The organism is Amycolatopsis sp. CA-161197, assembly GCF_050942255.1.
In the GTDB taxonomy this organism is placed as follows: domain Bacteria; phylum Actinomycetota; class Actinomycetes; order Mycobacteriales; family Pseudonocardiaceae; genus Amycolatopsis.
This window is the reverse complement of record NZ_CP192059.1, coordinates 5121408-5141745: the sequence shown is the minus strand read 5'-3', so window position 1 is coordinate 5141745 and position 20338 is coordinate 5121408. Positions and strand designations below refer to the sequence as shown.

Sequence of the window (20338 nt, the reverse complement as noted above, 5' to 3'; positions counted from 1 at the left end):
CCCTCAGCCCGCGACCGCGTCGGCGGGCAGCTTGTCCACGCGGATGGCCGCGGCCTTGTATTCCGCGGTACCGGCCACCGGGTCCGTCGCCTCGATCGTGATCACGTTGACGTCGATCTCGTCCGGGAAGTGGAACGTCATGAACGCCAGGCCCGGGCGCAGCCCCTCGTCGATCCGCACCGGCGCGACGATCGCACCGCGCCGCGACGAGATCTGCACCAGTTCGTCCTCCGCCACCCCGAGCTGCGCGGCATCGGCCGAGCACAGGTCGAGCGTCTCGCCCCGCCGGAGCGGCGACGGGAACCCGCCCGACTGCACGCCGGTGTTGTACGAGTCCAGCCGCCGGCCCGTGGTGAGGCGCAGCGGGAACTCGTCGTCGAGCACGTCGACCGGCGGGCTGTGGCGCAGCACGGTGAACGGCGCCGGGCGGCCACGCTCGGCCGGGTCTTCGGCCCACAGCCGGCCGTGCAGGTACGACGGTTCCAGCGTTTCCTCGCTGTAGCACGGCCACTGGATGCCGCCGAGGTCCTCGAGCCGCTCGTAGCTCATGCCGGCGTGCATCGGCGAGAGCGAGCGCAGCTCGTCCCACACCTCGCGGCCGTCGTCGCCGCTGTAGTGCCAGTCGTGGCCCAGCCGGCGGGCGAGCTCGCTCAGCAGCTCGATGTCGTCCCGCGCGCCGGCCGGCGGGTTCACGGCCTTGCGCACCCGCTGCACGCGCCGCTCGCTGTTGGTGAAGGTGCCGTCGCTCTCGCACCACGCGGCCGACGCCGGCAGGACCACGTCGGCGAGCTGGGCGGTCTTGGTGAGGAAGATGTCCTGCACCACCAGGTGCTCGATGTTCGACAGGCGCTTGATCGTGTGCTCGCAGTCGGCCTCGGACTGCACCGGGTTCTCCCCGATCACGTACACGCAGGTGATCAGGCCGTCCTCCATCGCCTCGAGCATCTGCGTGAGGTTCTTGCCCTTGTGCGGAGGGATCTGCGAGCCCCACGCCGCGTCGAACTTCGCGCGCACGGCCGGGTCGAGGATGTCCTGGAACCCCGGCATCCGGTCCGGGATCGCGCCCATGTCGCCGCCGCCCTGCACGTTGTTCTGCCCGCGCAACGGGTTCAACCCGGCGCCGTAGCGCCCGACCTGCCCGGCCAGCAGCGACAGGTTGATCAGCGACAGCACGTTGTCGGTGCCGTTGTGGTGCTCGGTGATGCCCAGCGTCCACGACATCTGCCCGCGGTCGGCGCGCGCGTAGGTGTGGGCCAGCTCCTTGATGAGCTCGGCCGGCACCTTGGTGACCTGCTCGGCGACCTCGAGCGTCCACGGCTCCACGGAGGCGGCGAACTCCTCGTAGCCCTCCGTGGCCCGCTCGATGAACGTGGTGTTGGCCAGTCCGGAGTGGATGATCTCCCGCGCGATCGCGTTGGCGAGCGGGATGTCGGTGCCCACCTCCAGCTGCAGCTGCCGGTGCGCCCACTTCGCGGTGCTCGTCTGGCGCGGGTCCACCACGAAGAGCTTCGCTCCCTTGTGGACGGCCTTGAGCACGTGCTGGAAGAAGATCGGGTGTGCCTCGCGCGGGTTGCCGCCCCAGATCACGATCACGTCGGCGTCTTCGATCTCCGCGTACGACGAGGTGCCGCCGCCGCTGTCGAACACCCGCGCCAGCCCCGCCACGCTGGGCGCGTGACAGGTCCGGTTGCACGAGTCGACGTTGTTCGTGCCCATCACCGCGCGGGTGAACTTCTGGGCCACGAAGTTCATCTCGTTCGTGGCCCGCGCGCAGGAGAACATGCCGAACGCCTCGGGGCCCTTCGTCTCCAGCGTGCGCCGGAACCCCGCGGCGGCGCGGTCGAGCGCCTCTTCCCACGTCGCCGGCCGCAGCACACCGGAGTCCCGCACCAGCGGCTCCGTGAGCCGGGCGTACGGCGTGGTGTCCTTCCTGCGCTTCATCTTTCTGCCTCCAGGAGGTGGTGGGATGGGTGTCAGCCGACCGGCACGGCGGTGGCCGTGCGGTTCAGCAGGCCGATGGCCGCGTGCACGTGGCGCAGCGCGGGCGCGGGCACCCCGGTGAGCTCGGCCAGCTCCACGACGGCGCCGATGATCGCGTCGATCTCCAGCGGCTTGCCGGCCTCGAGGTCCTGCAGCATCGACGTCTTGTGGTGCCCGACGCGCCAGGCGCCGTCGATCCGCTTCTCCACGGAGACCTGGGGATCCGCCCCCGCGGCCCGGGCGATCGCGAGGGTCTCGGTCATCATCGTGGCGACGAGCTCGCGCGTGTCGTCGTGCTCGCACATCTGCGCCATCGTCGCCCGCGTCAGGGCGCTCAACGGGTTGAAGGCGACGTTGCCCATGAGCTTGACCCAGATGTCGTCGCGCAGGTTCGGCTCGACCGGCGCCTTGAGACCGCCCTCGATCATCGCCTCCGACAGCGCGACGCAGCGGGGTGAGACCCCGCCCGCCGGCTCGCCCAGGGAGAACCGCGTGCCTTCGAGGTGGCGGATCACGCCCGGCTCCTCGATCACGGTGGAGCAGTAGACGACGCACCCGATGGCGCGCTCGACGGCCATCACCCGGCTGGTCTCGCCGTCCGGGTCGACGGTCTCGACCCGGTGGCCTTCCAACGGATGTCCGGTGAGGCCGTGGAAGTACCACCACGGGATCCCGTTCTGCGCCGCGACGAGCGCGGTGTCCGGGCCCAGCAGTGGCTCGAGCAGCGGGCCGCTGCTCGGGTAGGAGTGGGCTTTGAGCCCGAGGAAGACGAAGTCGACCGGGCCGATCTCGGCCGGGTCGTCGGTGACGTGGGGATGCGCGGTGAAGTCGCCGCGGGGACTGAGCACCCGCACTCCGTGTTCGCGCATCGCCTCGAGGTGCGCCTTGCGCGCGACCAGATGGACCTCGGTGCCGCCTCGGTGCATGGCCGCACCGACGTAGGCGCCGATCGCGCCCGCGCCCAGAACAGCAACCCGCATGGTGTGCCTCCCGCTCGGTCGAACACAGCGATTGCATACAGTATCCCGAGAAGCCGTGCGATGCCAGGATCCGGTGATGGGATTCGCCGATGACACCCGGGCGGAGCAGGCGCACCCGATACTGATTGTCATTTCAGGCCTGTCCGATTGATCCACTTCGGGTGAGATCCAGGCCACAGAGTGAAGAGTTGGGATTTTGCATACCAAAACCTGTATTCTTGCCTCAGCTCCACGAACTCCCGCGGTTTCCCGCATTCGGCCGGACCGCGTCTACCCGGACCAGAGGTGCCCCGTGACCCAGACCGCCTCTCCCCTGCCCGAGCGCGGGCCCACCGGTCGGCGGACGGCCAAGGGGTCGCTCGCGGCCAAGTCCGCCCAGCGCGTGGAGCGGCCGGCGCCGCTGCGCCAGGTCGTGTACGACGCGCTGGCCGAGCTCATCATCAACCGCACGCTCGAACCCGGGCAGCACCTCGTCGAGGCCGACCTGGCCGAGTACCTCGGCGTGAGCCGCCAGCCGGTGCGCGAAGCGCTGCAGCGCCTGCAGACCGAGGGCTGGGTCGACCTGCGGCCCGCGCAGGGCGCGTTCGTGCACATGCCCACCGACGAGGAGGCCGACCAGCTGCTCGGTGTCCGCGCCGTCCTCGAGACCCACTCTGCGCGGCTGGCGGCCGCGTGCGCGACCGAAGCGGACGTCGCCCGGCTGTGGGAGCTGCAGAACGCCGGCCTCGAAGCCCTGGCCGCCGACGACAGCGAAGGCCTGGTCTCGGCCAACGCCGACCTGCACGCGTTCCTCACCGAGCTGACCGGCAACGCCGTGCTGGCCGAGCTGATCGGGCTCGTCGACCGCCGCGTGCGCTGGTACTACACGCCGATCGCCCGGCCCCGCGGCCACGACGCGTGGGCGGAGCACGCCGAGCTGATCGAAGCCGTCGCGGCCCACGAAGTCGAGAAGGCGGAAAAGATCATGGCCCACCACACGGAACGCACGCGTCAGGCGTTCCACGAGCGGCCCGAAGCAGCCCGGGAGTGAGGGGGCGGGCGTCAGCCGCCCCCTCACTCCCGGGCCCTGTACCGAAAACCCCGGCAGGCGTCAGCTGCCGGCGCTCCCGGTGGCCGGTGAGGCCTGCGCGACCACGCCGGTCTCCTCCGAGGCGGTCGGGCCACTGCGGCGGCCCGGCTGGCGCAGGAACAGCACCATGACGGCGGACAGCAACGCGATGCAGCCGGCCAGGACGTAGGCACCGGTGTAGCCCCACGCCGCGATCACGCCCGCGGCGAGACCACCGCCGCCGACACCGCCGATGAGCTTGGCGCTGTAGACGAGGCCGTAGTTCGTGGCGTTGTGGTTCTCACCGAAGTAGTCCGGCACGAGCGCGGCGAACAGCGGGTAGAACGCGCCGCTGCCGAACCCGGTCAGGACCGCGAACACCATGAACCAGAACAGGCTGTGCGTGTTGCCCGACCACATCACGCCGAACTGCGCGACCGCCGCGATCACGAGCACCCAGAACAGCGTCTGCTTGCGCCCGATGCGGTCCGACGCCCAGCCGACCAGGCCGCGGCCGACGCCGTTGACGATCGCGAGGATGCCGGCCGACGAGGCCGCCACGAACGCGCCGAAGTGGCTCTCCTCGGCGAAGGGCACCTGGAAGTTGATGCCGAACAACGACACGCCGCCGATCACGATCAGCGTGACCCACATCAGCGGGAGCATGCCGGTCCTGATCGCCTCCATCGGCGTGAACTGCCGGACGGCCGGCGGGTTCTTCTCCAGGCTCTTGGCGCTGCCCGCCGCCTTGCCCTTCAGCCACGCGATCGGGTCGACCTCGGACGGCCACCAGTTCTTCGGCGGGTCCTTGAACAGGAACCCGCAGATCCCGACGACCAGCAGCATGTAGAGGCCGATGGCGTCGAGCGTGATGGTCAGGTTCTCGTGCCCGAGGAAGGCGCTGAACAGGTAGATGAACGGCACCGAACCGTAGGCGAACCCGCCGTTCACGAAGCCGGTGCGCGCACCGCGCTTCTCGGGGTACCACTTGCCGACCATGTTGATGCAGGTGGCGTAGACCAATCCGGCGCCCGTGCCGCCGAGCACGGAGTACCCGATGAAGGCGAGCACCAGGTTGCCGCTGTGCGCGATGGTGAAGTAGCCGATCCCGGAGAAGACCGCGCCGACGAGCATGGCGGTCTTCGCCGAGACGATGTTCTTCTCGCGCAGCCGGCCGGCCGGGAACGCGACCCCGGCCTGGAACACGGCCCAGATGCTGGCCAGCCAGAACGCGTCCGACAACGACCAGCCGTACTTCTCTTCGAGCGTGCCTTCGACGGCTCCCCAGCCGTACTCGAACACGCTCACCGCCATCATGGCGACCCACGGCAGCCAGACCATGAATGCGCGTGAGCGGCCCATGATGTCTCTGGGACTCTCACCGATCCGGTACTTGCGTCCGTTGTCGTCGACGATCTCCTGGTACGTCGGTAGGGCTGCGGTCATGAGAGTTCTCTTTCGTCAACGTTGACTTCGGTTCCCTCTGAGTGGGGTGGCTCCTTGTCCCCCGCCGGGCGCGACCGCGCGCGCCCGGCGCTTCTTGCGTGCTCGTGTCCCCCGCTGTGGCCGACGGCTAGGTGTCCGGCAAGATACGCCTCCTTCCTCCTCGCCGGAAGTGATCAGCCGAGCAGCCCGGCCGACCGCGCCCAGCGGTACTTGGCACCGAGTACCGCCACCGGCTTCTCGGTCGTGTACGGGTAGGCGACGATCCCGTTGGCGTAGAGGTGGTCGCTCGCGGCCTCCACCTCGACGTCCCCGGACAACGACGCCACCACCGGCTTGTGGATCCCCTTGCGGCGGAACTCCTCGACCACGTCCACCACGAGCTCGGCGAACACCATCGGCGGCGTGACGATCGTGTGCCAGTAGCCGAGGATCAGGGAGTGGACGCGCTCGTCGGAAAGACCGAGCGCGATCGTGTTCCGGTAGGTCGACGGCGGCTCGCCACCCGTGATGTCCACCGGGTTGCCGGCCGCGCCGAACGGCGGGATGAACTCCCGGAACGCCGCGTCGAGGTCGTCGGGGATCTCCATCAGCGACAGGCCGTTGTCCACACAGGCGTCCGACAGCAGCACGCCCGAGCCGCCGGCGCCGGTGATGATCACGACGTTCTCGCCCTGCGGAGCCGGCAGCAGCGGGATGCCGCGGGCGTACTCCAGCATGTCGTTGAGCCCCGGCGCCCGGATCACGCCGCTCTGGCGCAGGATGTCGTCGTAGACCTTGTCGTTGCCGGCCAGCGCGCCGGTGTGCGAGCTGGCCGCCTTCGCGCCCTGCGACGTGCGCCCGGCCTTCAGGACGACGACCGGCTTCTTCGCCGAGACGCGCTTGGCGGTCTCCGCGAACGAGCGGCCGTCCTTGAGGTCTTCGAGGTGCATCGCGACGAGCTGGGTGTTGTCGTCGTGCTCGAAGAAGGTGAGCAGGTCGTCCTCGTCGATGTCCGCCTTGTTGCCCACGCCCACGATGGACGACACGCCCATGCCGGCCGACCGGCTGAAGCCCAGGATCGCCATGCCGATGCCGCCGCTCTGCGAGGAGAGCGCGACACCGCCCTTGACGTCGTACGGGGTGCAGAAGGTCGCCGACAGGTTCTCCGGCGTGTAGTAGTAGCCGTAGATGTTCGGCCCCAGGACGCGCACGCCGTGCTTGCGCGCGATCGCCACGACCTCGTCCTGCAGCTCGATGTTGCCGGTCTCTCCGAACCCGGACGGGATCAGGATCGCGCCGGCCACGCCCTTCGCGCCGGCCTCTTCGAGCGCGGCGGGCACGAACTTCGCCGGGATGGCGAAGACCGCGACGTCCACGTCGCCGGGTACGTCGCCGATGCTCGCGTACGCCTTGCGGTCGAGGATCTCCGAGGCCTTGGGGTTGATCGGGTAGATCTCGCCCGCGTAGCCGCCGTTGACGAGGTTCTTCATCACCGAGTTGCCGATCTTGCCCGCCTCGGCCGAAGCCCCGATCACCGCGACGGCGGCCGGCTTCATGATCCGGTTCATCGACGCGAGGATCTCCTCCTGCGTGAACCGCACCGGCTCCTTGGCCGCGTCCGGGTCGACCAGGATGCGCACGTCGACCGCGGTCGCGCCGGCGGCCGTGGCGAGCACCGGGTTGAGGTCGACCTCGGCCAGCTGCGGGAAGTCCGTGACGAGCTGCGAGAGCTTGTTCACTATGCCCGCGAGCGCCTTCTTGTCCACCGCCTCGCTGCCGCGCACCCCGTCGAGGACCTCGGCCGCCGCGATACCGTCCACCATGGACAGTGCCTCGGCCTCGCTCGTGGGGGCCAGCCGGAAGGTCACGTCCTTGAGCACCTCGACGAGCACGCCGCCGAGCCCGAAGGCGACGATCTTGCCGAAGGTCTGGTCGGTGACCGACCCGATGATCACCTCCTGGCCGGTGGTGAGCATCTGCTGCACCTGCACGCCGACGATGTCCGCGTCGGCGTCGTGCGCCTCGGCGTTGGCGAGGATCGTGGCGTACCCGTCGGCCACCTGCTCGGCCGTGCGCAGGCCGACGAGCACGCCGCCGGCCTCGGTCTTGTGCAGGATGTCGGGCGACACGATCTTCAGCACCACCGGCAGGCCGATCTCCTGCGCCTGCGCCACCGCCTCGTCGGCCGAGGTCGCCAGCCGCTCGGCCGGGGTGGGAATGTCGTAGGCCTCGCACACGGCGCGGCCTTCGGGGGCGGTGAGGGACGAGCGCCCCTCGGCCGCCGCCTTCTCCAGGATCTTCTCGACCGCAGCGCGGCCGGTTCCCGTGGTCATCCAGCTTCTCCTTAGATCACGCCTGCGGTGCGCAGCCGCTCGAGGTCCTGGCCTGCGTAGCCGAGCTCGCCCAGCACCTCGTCGTTGTGCTCGCCCAGCAGCGGCGAGCGGCCGATGTCGACCGGGGAGTCCGACAGCTTGAGCGGGCAGCCCACGGTCTTGAACTTGCCGCGCTCGGGGTGGTCGACCTCGACCACGCTGCCGAGCTCGGCGAGCGTCTCGTCCTCGATGAGCTCCTGGGTGGACAGGATCGGCCCGCAGGGGATGTTGCGGGCGTTGAGCTTCTCCATGACCTCCCACTTGGTGTGGCGCTCGGTCCACTGCTCCACGAGCGCGAACACCTTGTCCAGTTTGGACAGCCGCGCCTCGGGCGTGGCCCACTCCGGGTCCTCGGCGAGCTCGGGCTGCCCGATCAGCTCGGTGATGGGCGCCCAGCCGACGGGCTGGATGATCACGTAGATGTAGTCGTTCGGGCCGCCGGGCGCGCAGCGCACCGCCCAGCCGGGCTGCCCGCCGCCGGACGCGTTGCCCGAGCGCGGCACCTCGTCGCCGAACACCTCGTTGGGGTACTCGCCGAGCGGGCCGTGCGCCAGCCGCTGCTGGTCGCGCAGCTTGACGCGGCAGAGGTTGAGCACCGCGTCCTGCATGGCCACCTGCACCCGCTGCCCGCGCCCGGAGTTCGTGCGCTGGTACAGCGCGGCGAGGATCGCGGCGACGAGGTGGATGCCGGTGCCGGAGTCGCCGATCTGCGCGCCGGTCGCGGTCGGCGGGCCCTCCTCGAACCCGGTGGTGCTCATCGAGCCGCCCATGGCCTGCGCGATCACCTCGTAAGCCTTGAAGTCGGCGTAGCGGCCGGGGCCGAAACCCTTGATGGACGCGTAGATCAGCCGGTCGTTGATCTCCTGCAGCTTCTCCCAGGAGAAGCCGAAGCGGTCGACGACACCGGGGCCGAAGTTCTCCACGAGGATGTCCACTCCGGACACCAGCTTCGTGAAGATCTCCTTGCCCTCGTCGCTTTTCATGTTGAGCGTGATGCTGCGCTTGTTCCCGTTCAGCATCGTGAAGTAGAGGCTGTCCACTCCGGGCAGGTCCCGCAGCTGGCCGCGGGTGATGTCCCCGCGGCCCGGTGTCTCCAGCTTGATCACGTCCGCGCCCAGCCAGGCGAGGATCTGGGTCGACGACGGTCCCGACTGGACATGGGTCATGTCGAGGACGCGGACGCCTTCGAGTGCCTTTCCCATTTCTCGTGCCTCCCGACTACTTGTACATCGTCTGGTTCATGGTTCCGGGGGCGTATGCGTCCGGGTCGACCCAGACGTTGATCAGCGACGGCTTGCCCGATTCGCGGGCGCGCTGCAGTGCCGGCGCGATGTCGGCGGGGTCGCGGACCTCTTCGCCGTAGCCGCCCAGCATGCGGGCGAACTCGTCGTAGCGGACGTCGCCGAGGGTGTTGCCGATGCGCTCGCGCGCGAGGCCGTACTTCTGGGCCTGGCCGTAGCGGATCTGGTTCATCGACGAGTTGTTGCCGACGATCCCGACGAAGGGCAGGTTGAACCGCACCAGCGTCTCGAAGTCCCAGCCGGTCAGGGAGAACGCGCCGTCGCCGAACAGCGCGACGACCTCCTTGTCCGGGCGGGCGTGCTTGGCGGCCATCACGAAGGGGATGCCGACGCCGAGCGTGCCCAGCGGGCCCGGGTCCATCCAGTGGCCGGGCGACTTCGGCTGCACGACCTGGCCGGAGAAGGTGACGATGTCGCCGCCGTCGCCGATGTAGATCGAGTCCTCGGTGAGGAACTCGTTGATCTCGTGCACGAGCCGGTACGGGTGGATCGGGTTCGCGTCGGAATGCTGCTGCGGCAGGCGCTTCTCCTTCGCCTTGTCCTCCACCGCGCGCAGTTCTTCCAGCCACGGCTTGCGGGCCACCGCGCCGTTGTCGATACGGCCCGACGCCGCCTGCGTCACGCCGGCGAGGATCTGGCCGGCGTCGCCGACCAGCCCCAGGTCGATGTCGCGGTTCTTGCCGACGGTGCGGTAGTCCAGGTCGATCTGCACCACCGTGGCGTCGGGCGAGAGCCGCTTGCCGTAGCCCATGCGGAAGTCGAACGGCGTCCCGACGATCACGATCACGTCCGCGTTGTCGAACGCGTAGCGGCGCGAAAGCTGGAAGTGGTGCGGGTCGCCGGGCGGCAGGGTGCCGCGGCCCGCGCCGTTCATGTACGCGGGGATGTTCAGCGTGCGCACGAGCTCGGCCGCCGGTTCGGCCGCGCGGGTGGTCCAGACCTGACTGCCCAGCAGGATCACCGGCTTCTTCGCGTGCACCAGCAGGTCGGCGAGGCGCTCGACGTCGGCGGGGTCGCCGGCGCTGCGGGTGGACGCGCGGTAGCGGCCCGCCTCGGGGATCCGCGCGGCCGACAACGGCACGCGCGCGTCGAGCACGTCGCGCGGGATCTCCAGGAACGCCGGACCGGGCGCGCCCGCCAAAGCTTCGCGGAACGCCATCGACACCAGGTCGGCCGCCCGCGCGGTCGAGGGCACGGTCGCGGCGAACTTGGTGATCGGGGTCATCATGTCCACGTGCGGCAGGTCCTGCAGTGAGCCCATCTTGTGCTGGCTCAGCGCGCCCTGGCCGCCGATCAGCAGCATCGGGCTCTCCGCGCGCAGGGCGTTGGCCACGCCCGTCACCGCGTCCGTGGTGCCCGGGCCCGCGGTGACGACCGCGCAGCCGGGGCGGCCGGTGATCCGCGCGTAGCCGTCGGCGGCGTGCGCGGCGACCTGCTCGTGGCGTACGTCGATGACGTTGATGCCCTCGTCGACGCAGCCGTCGTAGATGTCGATGATGTGCCCGCCGCACAGCGTGAAGATCGTGTCGACGCCCTCCGCCTTGAGCGCCTTGGCCACCAGGTGCCCGCCGGAGATCGTGTCCGGAGCCGGCTGGCCGCCGTTCGTCGCAGGGGCGGCCCGGTCCTTGTCGACGTTCTGGCCGGTCGTGGTTGGCGCCATTGCTCAACTCCTCTGGTCTCACGCCGGACCTCTCTGATCCGGGCGCTCGTTCCGGTGCGCTCCCCGGTCTGCACTGCCGTCGGTCCACAGCCGCGGCGAAGGGCATCCCTCCAGGTCAGCGGCACCTTCGCCGAAAACTGTAGATTGCATACCGTATGAGGTAGGCATTAGGATTACTCTCCGAGCGACCCGCTGTCCAGGGCCATCCGCAGGTTTGTCCGGAGGTTTTTTTCGCCGGAGCCGCAGCGGATGACGGCACGCCGGACGGCCCTTTTCCTCCCCAGTCCCGTTCGCGGCCCACCGGGCCCGCCAGGAAGGACTCAGATGGATCTCTTCGAACACGAGGCGCGCGAGCTGTTCTCCTCGCACGGCGTACCGGTCCCCCGCGGCCGCGTCGCCGCGAACCCGGAGGAAGCGCGCGCGGCGGCCGCGGTGATCGGCGGCACCGTGGTGGTGAAGGCACAGGTCAAGACCGGCGGGCGCGGCAAGGCCGGCGGCGTGAAGCTCGCCGCGACGCCCGACGACGCCGAACAGATCGCCGACGACATCCTGGGCATGGACATCAAGGGCCACACCGTGCACAAGGTGCTGGTGACCGAGGCGAGCGAGATCGCCGAGGAGTACTACGTGTCCTACCTGCTCGACCGCGCGGAGCGGACGTTCCTCGCCATGGCGTCGGTGGCCGGCGGCATGGAGATCGAGGAGGTCGCGGCGACGCGGCCCGAGGCGCTGGCGAAGGTGCCGGTCGACGCGCGCACCGGCGTGGACCGCGCCAAGGCGGCCGAGATCGTCGCCGCGGCGCAGTTCCCGGCGGAGGTGGCCGACCACATCGCCGACGCGCTCGTGCGCCTGTGGGAGGTCTTCGTCGGCGAGGACGCGACGCTGGTCGAGGTGAACCCGCTGGCGCGCACCGAGAACGGCCAGGTGATCGCGCTCGACGGCAAGGTCACCCTCGACGCCAACGCCGAGTTCCGCCACGCCGACCACGAGGCCTTCGCCGACCCGAACGCCGGCGACCCCCTGGAGCGCGAAGCCGCCGAGCAGGGGCTGAACTACGTGAAGCTCGACGGCGACATCGGCGTGATCGGCAACGGCGCCGGCCTGGTGATGTCCACATTGGACGTCGTCGCGGCCGCGGCAGCCGAGGTGGGCGCGCGGGGGCCGGCGAACTTCCTCGACATCGGCGGCGGCGCCTCGGCCGGGATCATGTCGGCCGGGCTCGGCGTGATCCTCGGCGACCCGGACGTGCGCAGCGTCTTCGTGAACGTCTTCGGCGGCATCACCGCGTGCGACGCGGTGGCCGACGGCATCGTGCAGGCGCTGGGGATCCTCGGCGACCGCGCGACGAAACCGCTGGTGGTGCGCCTCGACGGCAACAACGTGGCCGAGGGCCGGCGCATCCTCGCCGAAGCCGGCCACCCGCTCGTGACCGTGGTGGAGACCATGGACGACGCCGCCCGCGAGGCGGCCAAGCTCGCGACCGTTCCTGCTAGCGCGGAGGCCTGAGAAGTGGCGATCTTCCTGGACGAGAACAGCCGTGTCGTCGTGTCGGGCATGACCGGCGCCGAGGGCATGAAGCACACCAAGCGGATGCTGGCCGCGGGCACGAACGTGGTCGGCGGCGTGAACCCGCGCAAGGCCGGGCAGAAGGTGGCGGTCGGCGAGCACGAGCTGCCCGTGTTCGGCAGTGTCGCCGACGCGATGGCCGGGACCGGCGCCGACGTGGTGGTGCTGTTCGTGCCGCCGCCGTTCGTGAAGGACGCTGTCATCGAGGCCGTCGATGCCGAGATCGGCCTGGCCGTGGTCATCACCGAGGGCGTGCCGGTGCACGATTCCGCGGTGTTCTGGGCGCACGCCGTGGCCAAGGGCGGCAAGACGCGGATCATCGGCCCGAACTGCCCGGGCATCGTCTCCCCCGGGCTGTCCAACGCGGGCATCATCCCGGCCGACATCACCGGCCCGGGCCGCATCGGGCTGGTGTCGAAGTCGGGCACGCTCACCTACCAGCTCATGCACGAGCTGCGGGACATCGGCTTCTCCACCTGCGTCGGCATCGGTGGCGACCCGGTGATCGGGACCACGCACATCGACGCGGTCGAGGCCTTCGAGAAAGACCCGGACACCGACGTGATCGTGCTGATCGGCGAGATCGGCGGCGACGCCGAGGAACGCGCGGCCGCCTACGTCCGGGAGAACGTGAGCAAGCCCGTGGTCGGCTACGTCGCCGGGTTCACCGCGCCGGAGGGCAAGACGATGGGCCACGCCGGCGCGATCGTCTCCGGCTCCGCGGGCACGGCCGTGGCGAAGAAGGCGGCGCTGGAGGCGGCGGGCATCCGCGTCGGGCGGACGCCGAGCGAGACCGCGCGGCTCGTGCGCGAGGTCCTCGCGGGAACGCCGTAGCCGTGGGCGAGATCGACGCGCTCGTCGCCAACGCCGGGCGCTACCACGGCAGCCTCGACCACACCCGGTTGGTGAAGCGGCCACGCCGGCGCGTGGCGGTGGTGGCGTGCATGGACGCGCGGATCAGCGTCTACCGGTTGCTGGGCCTGGAAGAGGGCGACGCGCACGTGATCCGCAACGCCGGCGGCGCGGTGACCGACGACGCGATCCGGTCGCTGGCGGTGAGCCAGCGGCTGCTGGGTACCCGGGAGATCATCCTCGTCCACCACGAGGACTGCGGCATGCGAACCTTCACGGACACGGAGTTCGCGCGCCAGGTGGAGCAGGGCACCGGCATCCGGCCGCCCTGGTCGGCCGAGGCGTTCACCGACGCCGAGCAGGACGTGCGCCAATGCCTGCGCCGCGTGCGCAGCAGTCCGTTCCTGCCGCACACCGCGTCCGTGCGAGGGTTCGTGTACGACGAGCAGACCGGGGCGATGACCGAGGTCGGCGCCGCGGGCCGGCCGGACTAAGAGGTACGCCATGCACCGGGGATGGGCCGAGGCCCGCCGGATCGCCCGCGACGCGGTGAAGCCGCTCGAGGCGGTCGAGCTGCCGTTGGGCGAGGCGCTGGGCCGGGCGCTGGCGAGCCCGGTCCGGGCCCCGGTGCCGATGCCGGCGTACGACAACTCGGCGATGGACGGGTACGCCGTCGCCGGGCCCGGACCGTGGACCGTGGTGGGCGCGGTCCGGGCCGGCGGCGCCCCGTACGCCGGGGTGCTGGCCCACGGCACGGCCCTCGAGATCGCCACGGGCGCGCCGGTCCCGGCCGGCACGCGGGCGGTGCTGCCGGTGGAGCACGCCGTCCACAGTGGACGGCGGGTGAGCGGCACCGTGGTGACCGGCAAGCACGTGCGCCGCCGCGGCGAGGACTGCTCCGAGGGCGAGGAGCTGCTCGCCACGTCGACCACCGTGACGGCCGCGGTGCTCGGCGCGGCGGCGGCCGTCGGGCACGACACGCTGCTGGTGCACCGCCGGCCGCGGGTGTCGGTGGTCGTGACCGGCGACGAGGTCCAGACCTCGGGGCTGCCGCGGCCGGGCCGGGTGCGTGACGCGATCGGACCGCTGCTGCCCGGCCTGCTGGGCGCCGCGGGTGCCGACGAGCACGGCCTCGTCCGGCTCGCCGACCGGCCCGACGCCCTCACCGCGGTGCTGACCGACGACGACGCCGACGTGGTGGTGGTCTGCGGCGCCACCTCGAAAGGCCCGGCCGACCACCTGCGGGGCGTGCTGCGCGCACTGCTCGCCGACGTGCGCGTGGACGGTGTCGCGGTCCGGCCCGGGCACCCGCAGCTGCTGGCGGTGCTGCCCGACGGCCGGTGCGTGGTCGGGTTGCCGGGCAACCCGTTCGCGGCGCTCGGGGCCGGGCTGACCCTGCTCCTGCCGTTGCTGACCGAGCTCGGCGGGCACCGCGAGCCGAGGCCCGTCACGGCGTGGGCCGCCGAACCCCTGCCGGCGCACCCGAGCGACACCCGGCTCGTGCCCGTCGTGCGCTCCGGCGGCGACGTCACGCCGGTGGGCCACGACCGGCCCGGTTCGCTGTGGGGCGCGGCGCTCGCCGATGCCCTCGCCGTGGTGCCGCCGGGCTGGCGGGGCGGTGACGTCGAGCTGCTGCCCCTGCCCTGACCACGAGCACCCGAGGAGGACCGCGGATGGACCTGCGGCAGCTGGAGATCGTCGTCGCGGTCGCCGAGGAAGGCGGGTTCACCGCCGCGGCGCACCGCCTGCACACCGTGCAGTCGACGGTGTCCACAGTGGTGCGCGCGCTCGAACGCGACCTCGGCACGTCGCTGTTCGAGCGCACCACCCACCGTGTCGCGCTGACCCCGGCCGGACGGGCGTTCCTGCCCGCCGCGCGCGCCGCGCTGAAGGCCGCCGAACACGCGCGGGCGACCGTGGACGGGGCGCGCTGGAAACTCGCCGGCCGCGTGCGCGTCGGCGTGATGCCCGGCGCGTGGCCCGACCCGCACCGCGCGCTGGCGGCGCTGCGCCGCGAGCACCCGGGTGTGCAGGTGCAGGTCCTGCTGGTGCCGCCGCGGCAGCTGCGCTCGGCGGTGCACGAGTCCAGTGTGGACGTTCTCGTCGCCGTGGAGGACTGCGTGGCCGGTGACGGGTTGATCAGCCGGCCGTTGCGGCGCGAGGCCATGGTCCTGGTGAGTCCCGCGGGCGATCGCGGCGCCGACCGGCCGGTCACCGCAGCCGACGCGGCCGCCGCGGCGGTCGTCGACTTCGCCCCGGGCTGGGCCAACCGCGAGGCGACCGACCGCGCGTTCCACACCGCGCAGGTGCGCCGCACCGTCGCCCACGAGGTCACCGACGTCGCCGCTGCGGCGGAGCTCGTCCGCCACGACCTGGGCGCGTGCATCCTGCCCGCGTCCGTGGCCGCGCGGTTCGCCGATCTCACCTCTCGGCCCTTCTTTCGCGGCGGCCCGACCTGGCACATCACCGTGACCCGCCCGGCCGGTGATCCCCCGCCGGCGGTGGCGGCCGTGCTGCGGCACCTGACCTGAAGCCGCAAAGCCTTTCGCCGGTCCGGGGCGTGCGCCATGATGAGATGTGCTGCTACGCCAACTGGAGTACCTCGTCGCGCTCGCGCGGGAACGTCACTTCGCCCGCGCCGCCGACGCCTGTCACGTCTCGCAGCCTTCGCTCTCAGCCGCGATCCGGAAGCTGGAGCACGAGCTGGGCGCGCCGATCGTGCGCCGGGGCCGACGGTTCGAGGGCCTGACACCCGAGGGTGAGCGGGTGCTGCTGTGGGCGCACCGGATCCTCGCCGAGTGCGACGGGATGCGCCAGGACCTCTCCACGATGCGCAGCAACCTCTCGGGCGTCCTGCGCGTCGGCACGATCCCGACGTCGCTGACCGCCGCGACGCTGCTCACGACCCCGTTCTGCGAACGCCACCCGCACGCCCGCGTGTCGCTGGAATCCCTGCCGTCCCGGGAGATCACGCGCCGGCTCGCGGAGTACGAACTGGACATCGCCCTGACCTATGTGGACGACGAGGAGCTCGGCGCCGTCCGCACCTTCCCGCTCTACGAGGAGCGCTACCTGCTCCTGACACCGCGCGACGGCAAGCTCGCCGGGCGCGAGCGCGTGCGCTGGGCCGAGGTCGCCACCGTTCCGTTGTGCCTGCTCGGCCCGCAGATGCGCAACCGGCGGATCCTCGACGGGTTCTTCGCCGACGCCGGGGCGTCGGTCGTCCCGGCGATCGAGACCGACACCGTGTCGGCGCTCTACGCCCACGTCGCCTCGCGGCGCTGGTCGAGCGTGATCTCCCACGCGTGGCTGCACATGTTCGGCGTGCCGCCGGGCATGCGCGTGGTGCCGCTGGAAACCCCGGCCCGGCCGCCACAGATCGGGCTCGTGATGGCCGACCGGGACCCGGAACCCATCCTCGCCCGGGCGTTGCTCGAGGTGACTCCGCAGGTCGACGTCCGGGGGGTCCTGGAGCGCGTCCTCGCCGGTTTTCTCGCGCCCGCGCGATAGCCGGGACCTATCTCGGCATAGGCACTAACGCTTTGACCCCCTCTCTGCGGCGGAGGAAGGTAAAAGTCGTTAGCTGCCAACGAAAAACCTCGGGAGACAGACCATGGCAAAGGTGGTCTGCGTGCTGTACGACGACCCGGTCGACGGGTACCCCAAGACCTACGCGCGCGACGATCTGCCCCACCTCGACGGCTATCCCGGCGGCCAGACCCTCCCGACGCCCCAAGCGATCGACTTCACGCCCGGCGCCCTGCTCGGCAGTGTCTCCGGTGAGCTCGGCCTGCGGAAGTTCCTGGAGAGCCAGGGCCACCAGCTGGTCGTCACGTCCGACAAGGACCGCGACGGCTCGGTGTTCGACCAGGAGCTGCCCGACACCGACGTCGTGATCTCGCAGCCGTTCTGGCCCGCCTACCTCACGGCGGAGCGGTTCGAGCGGGCGAAGAACCTCAAGCTCGTGGTCACCGCGGGCATCGGGTCCGACCACACCGACCTCGACGCGGCGATCGCCTACGGCGTGACCGTGGCCGAGGTGACCTACTGCAACAGCATCAGCGTCGCCGAGCACGTGGTGATGATGATCCTCTCGCAGGTGCGCAACTACCTGCCCTCGTACCGGACCGTGCTCGACGGCGGCTGGAACATCGCCGACTGCGTCGCCCGGTCCTACGACGTCGAGGGCATGCACGTCGGCACCGTCGCCGCCGGCCGCATCGGCCTCGCGGTGCTGCGCCGCCTCAAGCCGTTCGACGTGCACCTGCACTACACCGACCGGCACCGCCTGCCCGCCGAGGTGGAGCAGGAGCTGGGCCTGACCTTCCACGAGAGTGCCGCGGCGATGGTGCCCCACTGCGACGTGGTGACCGTCAACGCGCCCCTGCACCCGGAGACCGAGGGCCTGTTCAACGACGACCTCATCGCCACCATGAAGCGGGGCGCGTACTTGATCAACACCGCGCGCGCCCGCATCGCCGACCGCGACGCGATCGTCCGCGCCCTGGAGAGTGGCCGGCTCGCCGGGTACGCCGGCGACGTCTGGTTCCCGCAGCCCGCGCCGGCCGACCACCCGTGGCGCACGATGCCGCACCACGGCATGACGCCGCACATCTCGGGTTCTTCACTCTCGGCCCAGACGCGCTACGCCGCGGGCACCCGCGAGATCCTCGAATCGTGGTTCGCCGGCACGCCCATCCGCGACGAGTACCTCATCGTCGACGGCGGCAGGCTCGCCGGCACCGGCGCGCACTCCTACTCGACCAACCGCTGACCCCGGCCGAAGAAGCCCCCTTCACCGATTCTGCGGCGAAGGGGCTTCTTCGTGTGGCGCCTCAGTGTTCGACGAGCTGCAGCGGATCGTGCAGGCCGAGCCGGTCGGCCCGGGTGTAGACGTTCATCGAGCGGCCCCGCAGGAATCCGACGAGCGTGAGCCCGACTTCCTCCGCCAGTTCCACCGCGAGCGACGAGGGTGCGGAAACCGCCGCCAGCAACGGGATTCCCGCCATCGCGGCCTTCTGCACGAGCTCGAACGACGCCCGCCCGCTGACCATCAGCATCGTGGCGGTCAGCGGCAGCCGGCCCTCCCGCGCGGCCCAGCCCACAACCTTGTCGACCGCGTTGTGCCGCCCCACGTCCTCGCGCACGCACAGCAGCTCTCCAGTGGCGTCGAAGAGCCCGGCCGCGTGCAGGCCGCCGGTGCGGTCGAACACCTTCTGCGCCTCGCGCAACGCGTCGGGCAGGCCGGTCAGGACCTCCGGCCCGACGGCGAGCGGGTCGGCGGTCACCGGCCACCGCAGCGTCGTGCGCACCGCATCGAGGCTCGCCTTGCCGCAGAGGCCGCACGAGGACGTGGTGTAGAAGTTGCGCTCCAGCGACGGGTCCGGCAGCGGCACGCCGGCGCGCAGGACGACGTCGACGATGTTGTACGTGTTGGAACCGTCCACAGTGGCCCCGGCGCAGTACCGGATCCCGGCGACATCGGCGCCCTCGTGCACGATCCCCTCGCCGACCAGGAACCCGGCAGCGAGGTCGAAGTCGCTGCCGGGTGTGCGCATGGTGATCGTGAGCGCCTTGCCGGCCACACGGATCTCCAGCGGCTCCTCGGCGCTGAGCGTGTCCGGGCGCATCGTGAGCTCGCCGTCGACGACGCGGAACACGCGGCGTCGGCTCGTCATCCGGCCCATGGGGCCACCTCCGGGTTCAGCGAGCGGGAAGCAGGGACTTGGGCCGGCCCGGCTGCGCGAGCCGTCCGGTGAGGACCGCGCCGGCGAGGCTGAAGAGCCCGGCCGCGGCGAAGGCGCCGAAGTAGCCGTGCGCCGTGACGACGAGGGCGGCGAGCCCGATGCCGAGCAGTGCACCGACGGCTTTGGCGCTGTAGAGCACGCCGAAGTTCTGCAACGCCGACTCCTCGCCGAAGTACTCGCGCACCAGCCCGGTCAGCAGGGTGTAGCAGCAGCCGTTGCCGAGCCCGGCGAGCGCGGCGCCGAGCACGAGGCCGAAGGCGTGCCGGTGTTCGCCGGAGTAGAACAGCACGAACTGGCCGATCCCGCCGGCCACCAGGGCCAGCTGCAGGATGCGGCGGCGGCCCACGCGGTCGGACAGCCACCCGAGCAGCACGCGGCCCGTGCCGGTCACACCGGCGAGCACGGCGAGCGCGACCGCCGCGAGGCCGGTGCCGCCGCCCTGCTCGGCGACGAACGTGGCCAGATAGGCGAGGTCGAACAGCAGCACCGCGGCGGCCAGCACCACCGTGCCGTACAACGCCGCCGTCGTGCCGCAGCGCAGGAGCTCGGCCGGCCGGTAGTGGCGGACGGCGGGGCGGTTGACCGAGACGGTGCGGTTGCGGACCTTGTCCCGCGCCCACTCGCGTGGGTCCGGCGCGCCGGACGGCCACCAGTTGCGCGGCGGATAACGCAGCAGCACGCCCGCGCCCACCACGACGACGAGCACGAGTGCCGCCGTCACGTCGAGGAGCACCCCGCGGTTGCCGACGCCGAGGCCGAAGCCGGCGACGAGCACGAAGGGGACGCTGCCGTAGGCGAAGGCGCCGCTCACCGCCCCGACGCGGGTGGCGGTGTGGTCGGGGAACCAGCTCATGACGGCGCCGACGCACGTGCCGTACACGAGCCCGGTGCCGACGCCGCCGAGCAGCGAGTAGCCCGCGAACACCACGACCAGGCTCGACGCGTGGCCGAGCGTCACGAGGCCGATCGCGCACAGGATCCCGCCCAGCACCACGGCGAACGACGGTGATAGCCGGCCGCGGTCGCGCAGCCAGGCCGCGGGGAACACCACGCTCGCCTGCGCCACCGCCCACACGGCGAGCGACACCACGACCTCGGTGAACGTCCAGCCGTGCGCGCCGGTGAGCACCGGCGCGATGGCGCCGAAGCCGTACTGCTGCAGCCCGGCGGCGAACATCGCGGCGCCGCTGAGCCAGAGCATCCAGCTCCGGGGGCGCCCGAGCAGGTCCAGATCGCTTTCCCCGACCCGGTACCGGCGCCCGTAGACGTCGTTCAGCTCGCGAACGGCGGTGGTGGTCTGGGGTTCGGACATGGCGTCACCCGCTCGACTGGATGTTGTATGCAGTATGGAGTAGTCCGGTTATAGCACCCGCACCGCACCCTGTCCACGAGCGTCGCCCGACGGGT

The 20338-nt window shown here is 71.3% G+C and carries 16 protein-coding genes; 8 read left to right on the top strand and 8 right to left on the bottom strand.

The features are described 5' to 3' along the window. Positions 1-3: 3 nt before the first annotated feature. Both ACQPXB_RS24390 and ACQPXB_RS24385 read right to left on the bottom strand, forming a co-directional pair. Positions 4-1941, bottom strand: a complete 1938-nt coding sequence (locus tag ACQPXB_RS24390; protein ID WP_432856324.1) for a molybdopterin oxidoreductase family protein — start codon at positions 1939-1941, stop codon at positions 4-6. A gap of 32 nt (positions 1942-1973) precedes the next feature. Next, positions 1974-2960 (bottom strand): 2-dehydropantoate 2-reductase, encoded by a 987-nt coding sequence (locus ACQPXB_RS24385; protein ID WP_386945695.1) that lies wholly within the window; start codon positions 2958-2960, stop codon positions 1974-1976. 292 nt (positions 2961-3252) lie between these two features. Between ACQPXB_RS24385 and ACQPXB_RS24380 the strand changes: the two genes are divergently transcribed. Further along, positions 3253-3990, top strand: a complete 738-nt coding sequence (locus ACQPXB_RS24380; protein ID WP_366582009.1) for a GntR family transcriptional regulator — start codon at positions 3253-3255, stop codon at positions 3988-3990. A 60-nt stretch (positions 3991-4050) separates the two neighbouring features. Here ACQPXB_RS24380 and ACQPXB_RS24375 read toward each other — a convergent pair whose 3' ends face one another. The 4 genes from ACQPXB_RS24375 to ACQPXB_RS24360 all read right to left on the bottom strand — a co-directional run bounded on the left by ACQPXB_RS24375 (position 4051) and on the right by ACQPXB_RS24360 (position 10766). Beyond that, positions 4051-5454 carry an OFA family MFS transporter gene (locus ACQPXB_RS24375; RefSeq protein WP_432856319.1) on the bottom strand — a complete coding sequence of 468 codons (1404 nt, stop codon included), beginning with the start codon at positions 5452-5454 and terminating at the stop codon, positions 4051-4053. 173 nt (positions 5455-5627) lie between these two features. Continuing rightward, complete coding sequence (locus ACQPXB_RS24370) at positions 5628-7766, bottom strand: acetate--CoA ligase family protein (RefSeq protein ID WP_432856316.1); 2139 nt, start codon at positions 7764-7766, stop codon at positions 5628-5630. Positions 7767-7777: 11 nt separating this feature from the next. After that, positions 7778-9007, bottom strand: a complete 1230-nt coding sequence (gene frc, locus ACQPXB_RS24365) for a formyl-CoA transferase (RefSeq protein ID WP_432856313.1) — start codon at positions 9005-9007, stop codon at positions 7778-7780. Between the two features lie 16 nt (positions 9008-9023). Beyond that, positions 9024-10766 (bottom strand): thiamine pyrophosphate-binding protein, encoded by a 1743-nt coding sequence (locus ACQPXB_RS24360; RefSeq protein WP_432856310.1) that lies wholly within the window; start codon positions 10764-10766, stop codon positions 9024-9026. A 324-nt stretch (positions 10767-11090) separates the two neighbouring features. Between ACQPXB_RS24360 and sucC the strand changes: the two genes are divergently transcribed. The 7 genes from sucC (at position 11091) to ACQPXB_RS24325 (ending at position 17958) form a co-directional block, all read left to right on the top strand. Continuing rightward, positions 11091-12272 carry an ADP-forming succinate--CoA ligase subunit beta gene (sucC, locus tag ACQPXB_RS24355; protein WP_366582004.1) on the top strand — a complete coding sequence of 394 codons (1182 nt, stop codon included), beginning with the start codon at positions 11091-11093 and terminating at the stop codon, positions 12270-12272. 3 nt (positions 12273-12275) lie between these two features. Then, positions 12276-13166, top strand: a complete 891-nt coding sequence (gene sucD / locus ACQPXB_RS24350; RefSeq protein WP_366582003.1) for a succinate--CoA ligase subunit alpha — start codon at positions 12276-12278, stop codon at positions 13164-13166. Positions 13167-13168: 2 nt separating this feature from the next. Next, the gene (locus tag ACQPXB_RS24345; RefSeq protein WP_432856305.1) at positions 13169-13678 is read left to right on the top strand and encodes a beta-class carbonic anhydrase; all 510 of its coding nucleotides are present in this window, start codon (positions 13169-13171) and stop codon (positions 13676-13678) included. A gap of 10 nt (positions 13679-13688) precedes the next feature. Next, positions 13689-14831: a molybdopterin molybdotransferase MoeA gene (locus tag ACQPXB_RS24340; protein ID WP_432856302.1), complete on the top strand. Its 1143-nt coding sequence runs from the start codon at positions 13689-13691 to the stop codon at positions 14829-14831. Between the two features lie 26 nt (positions 14832-14857). Continuing rightward, positions 14858-15715 (top strand): LysR family transcriptional regulator, encoded by an 858-nt coding sequence (locus ACQPXB_RS24335; protein ID WP_432856299.1) that lies wholly within the window; start codon positions 14858-14860, stop codon positions 15713-15715. A 46-nt stretch (positions 15716-15761) separates the two neighbouring features. Beyond that, positions 15762-16694 (top strand): LysR family transcriptional regulator, encoded by a 933-nt coding sequence (locus ACQPXB_RS24330; protein ID WP_432856296.1) that lies wholly within the window; start codon positions 15762-15764, stop codon positions 16692-16694. A gap of 103 nt (positions 16695-16797) precedes the next feature. Further along, positions 16798-17958 (top strand): NAD-dependent formate dehydrogenase, encoded by a 1161-nt coding sequence (locus ACQPXB_RS24325; RefSeq protein WP_432856293.1) that lies wholly within the window; start codon positions 16798-16800, stop codon positions 17956-17958. A gap of 61 nt (positions 17959-18019) precedes the next feature. Here the strand turns inward: ACQPXB_RS24325 and fdhD are convergent, their stop codons facing one another. After that, entirely contained in the window at positions 18020-18871 is an 852-nt protein-coding gene (gene fdhD, locus ACQPXB_RS24320) for a formate dehydrogenase accessory sulfurtransferase FdhD (protein WP_366581997.1), read from the bottom strand. Between the two features lie 16 nt (positions 18872-18887). Beyond that, a complete protein-coding gene (locus ACQPXB_RS24315; RefSeq protein ID WP_432856289.1) occupies positions 18888-20243 on the bottom strand; it encodes an OFA family MFS transporter in 1356 nt (451 codons plus the stop codon). Between the last annotated feature and the right edge of the window lie 95 nt (positions 20244-20338).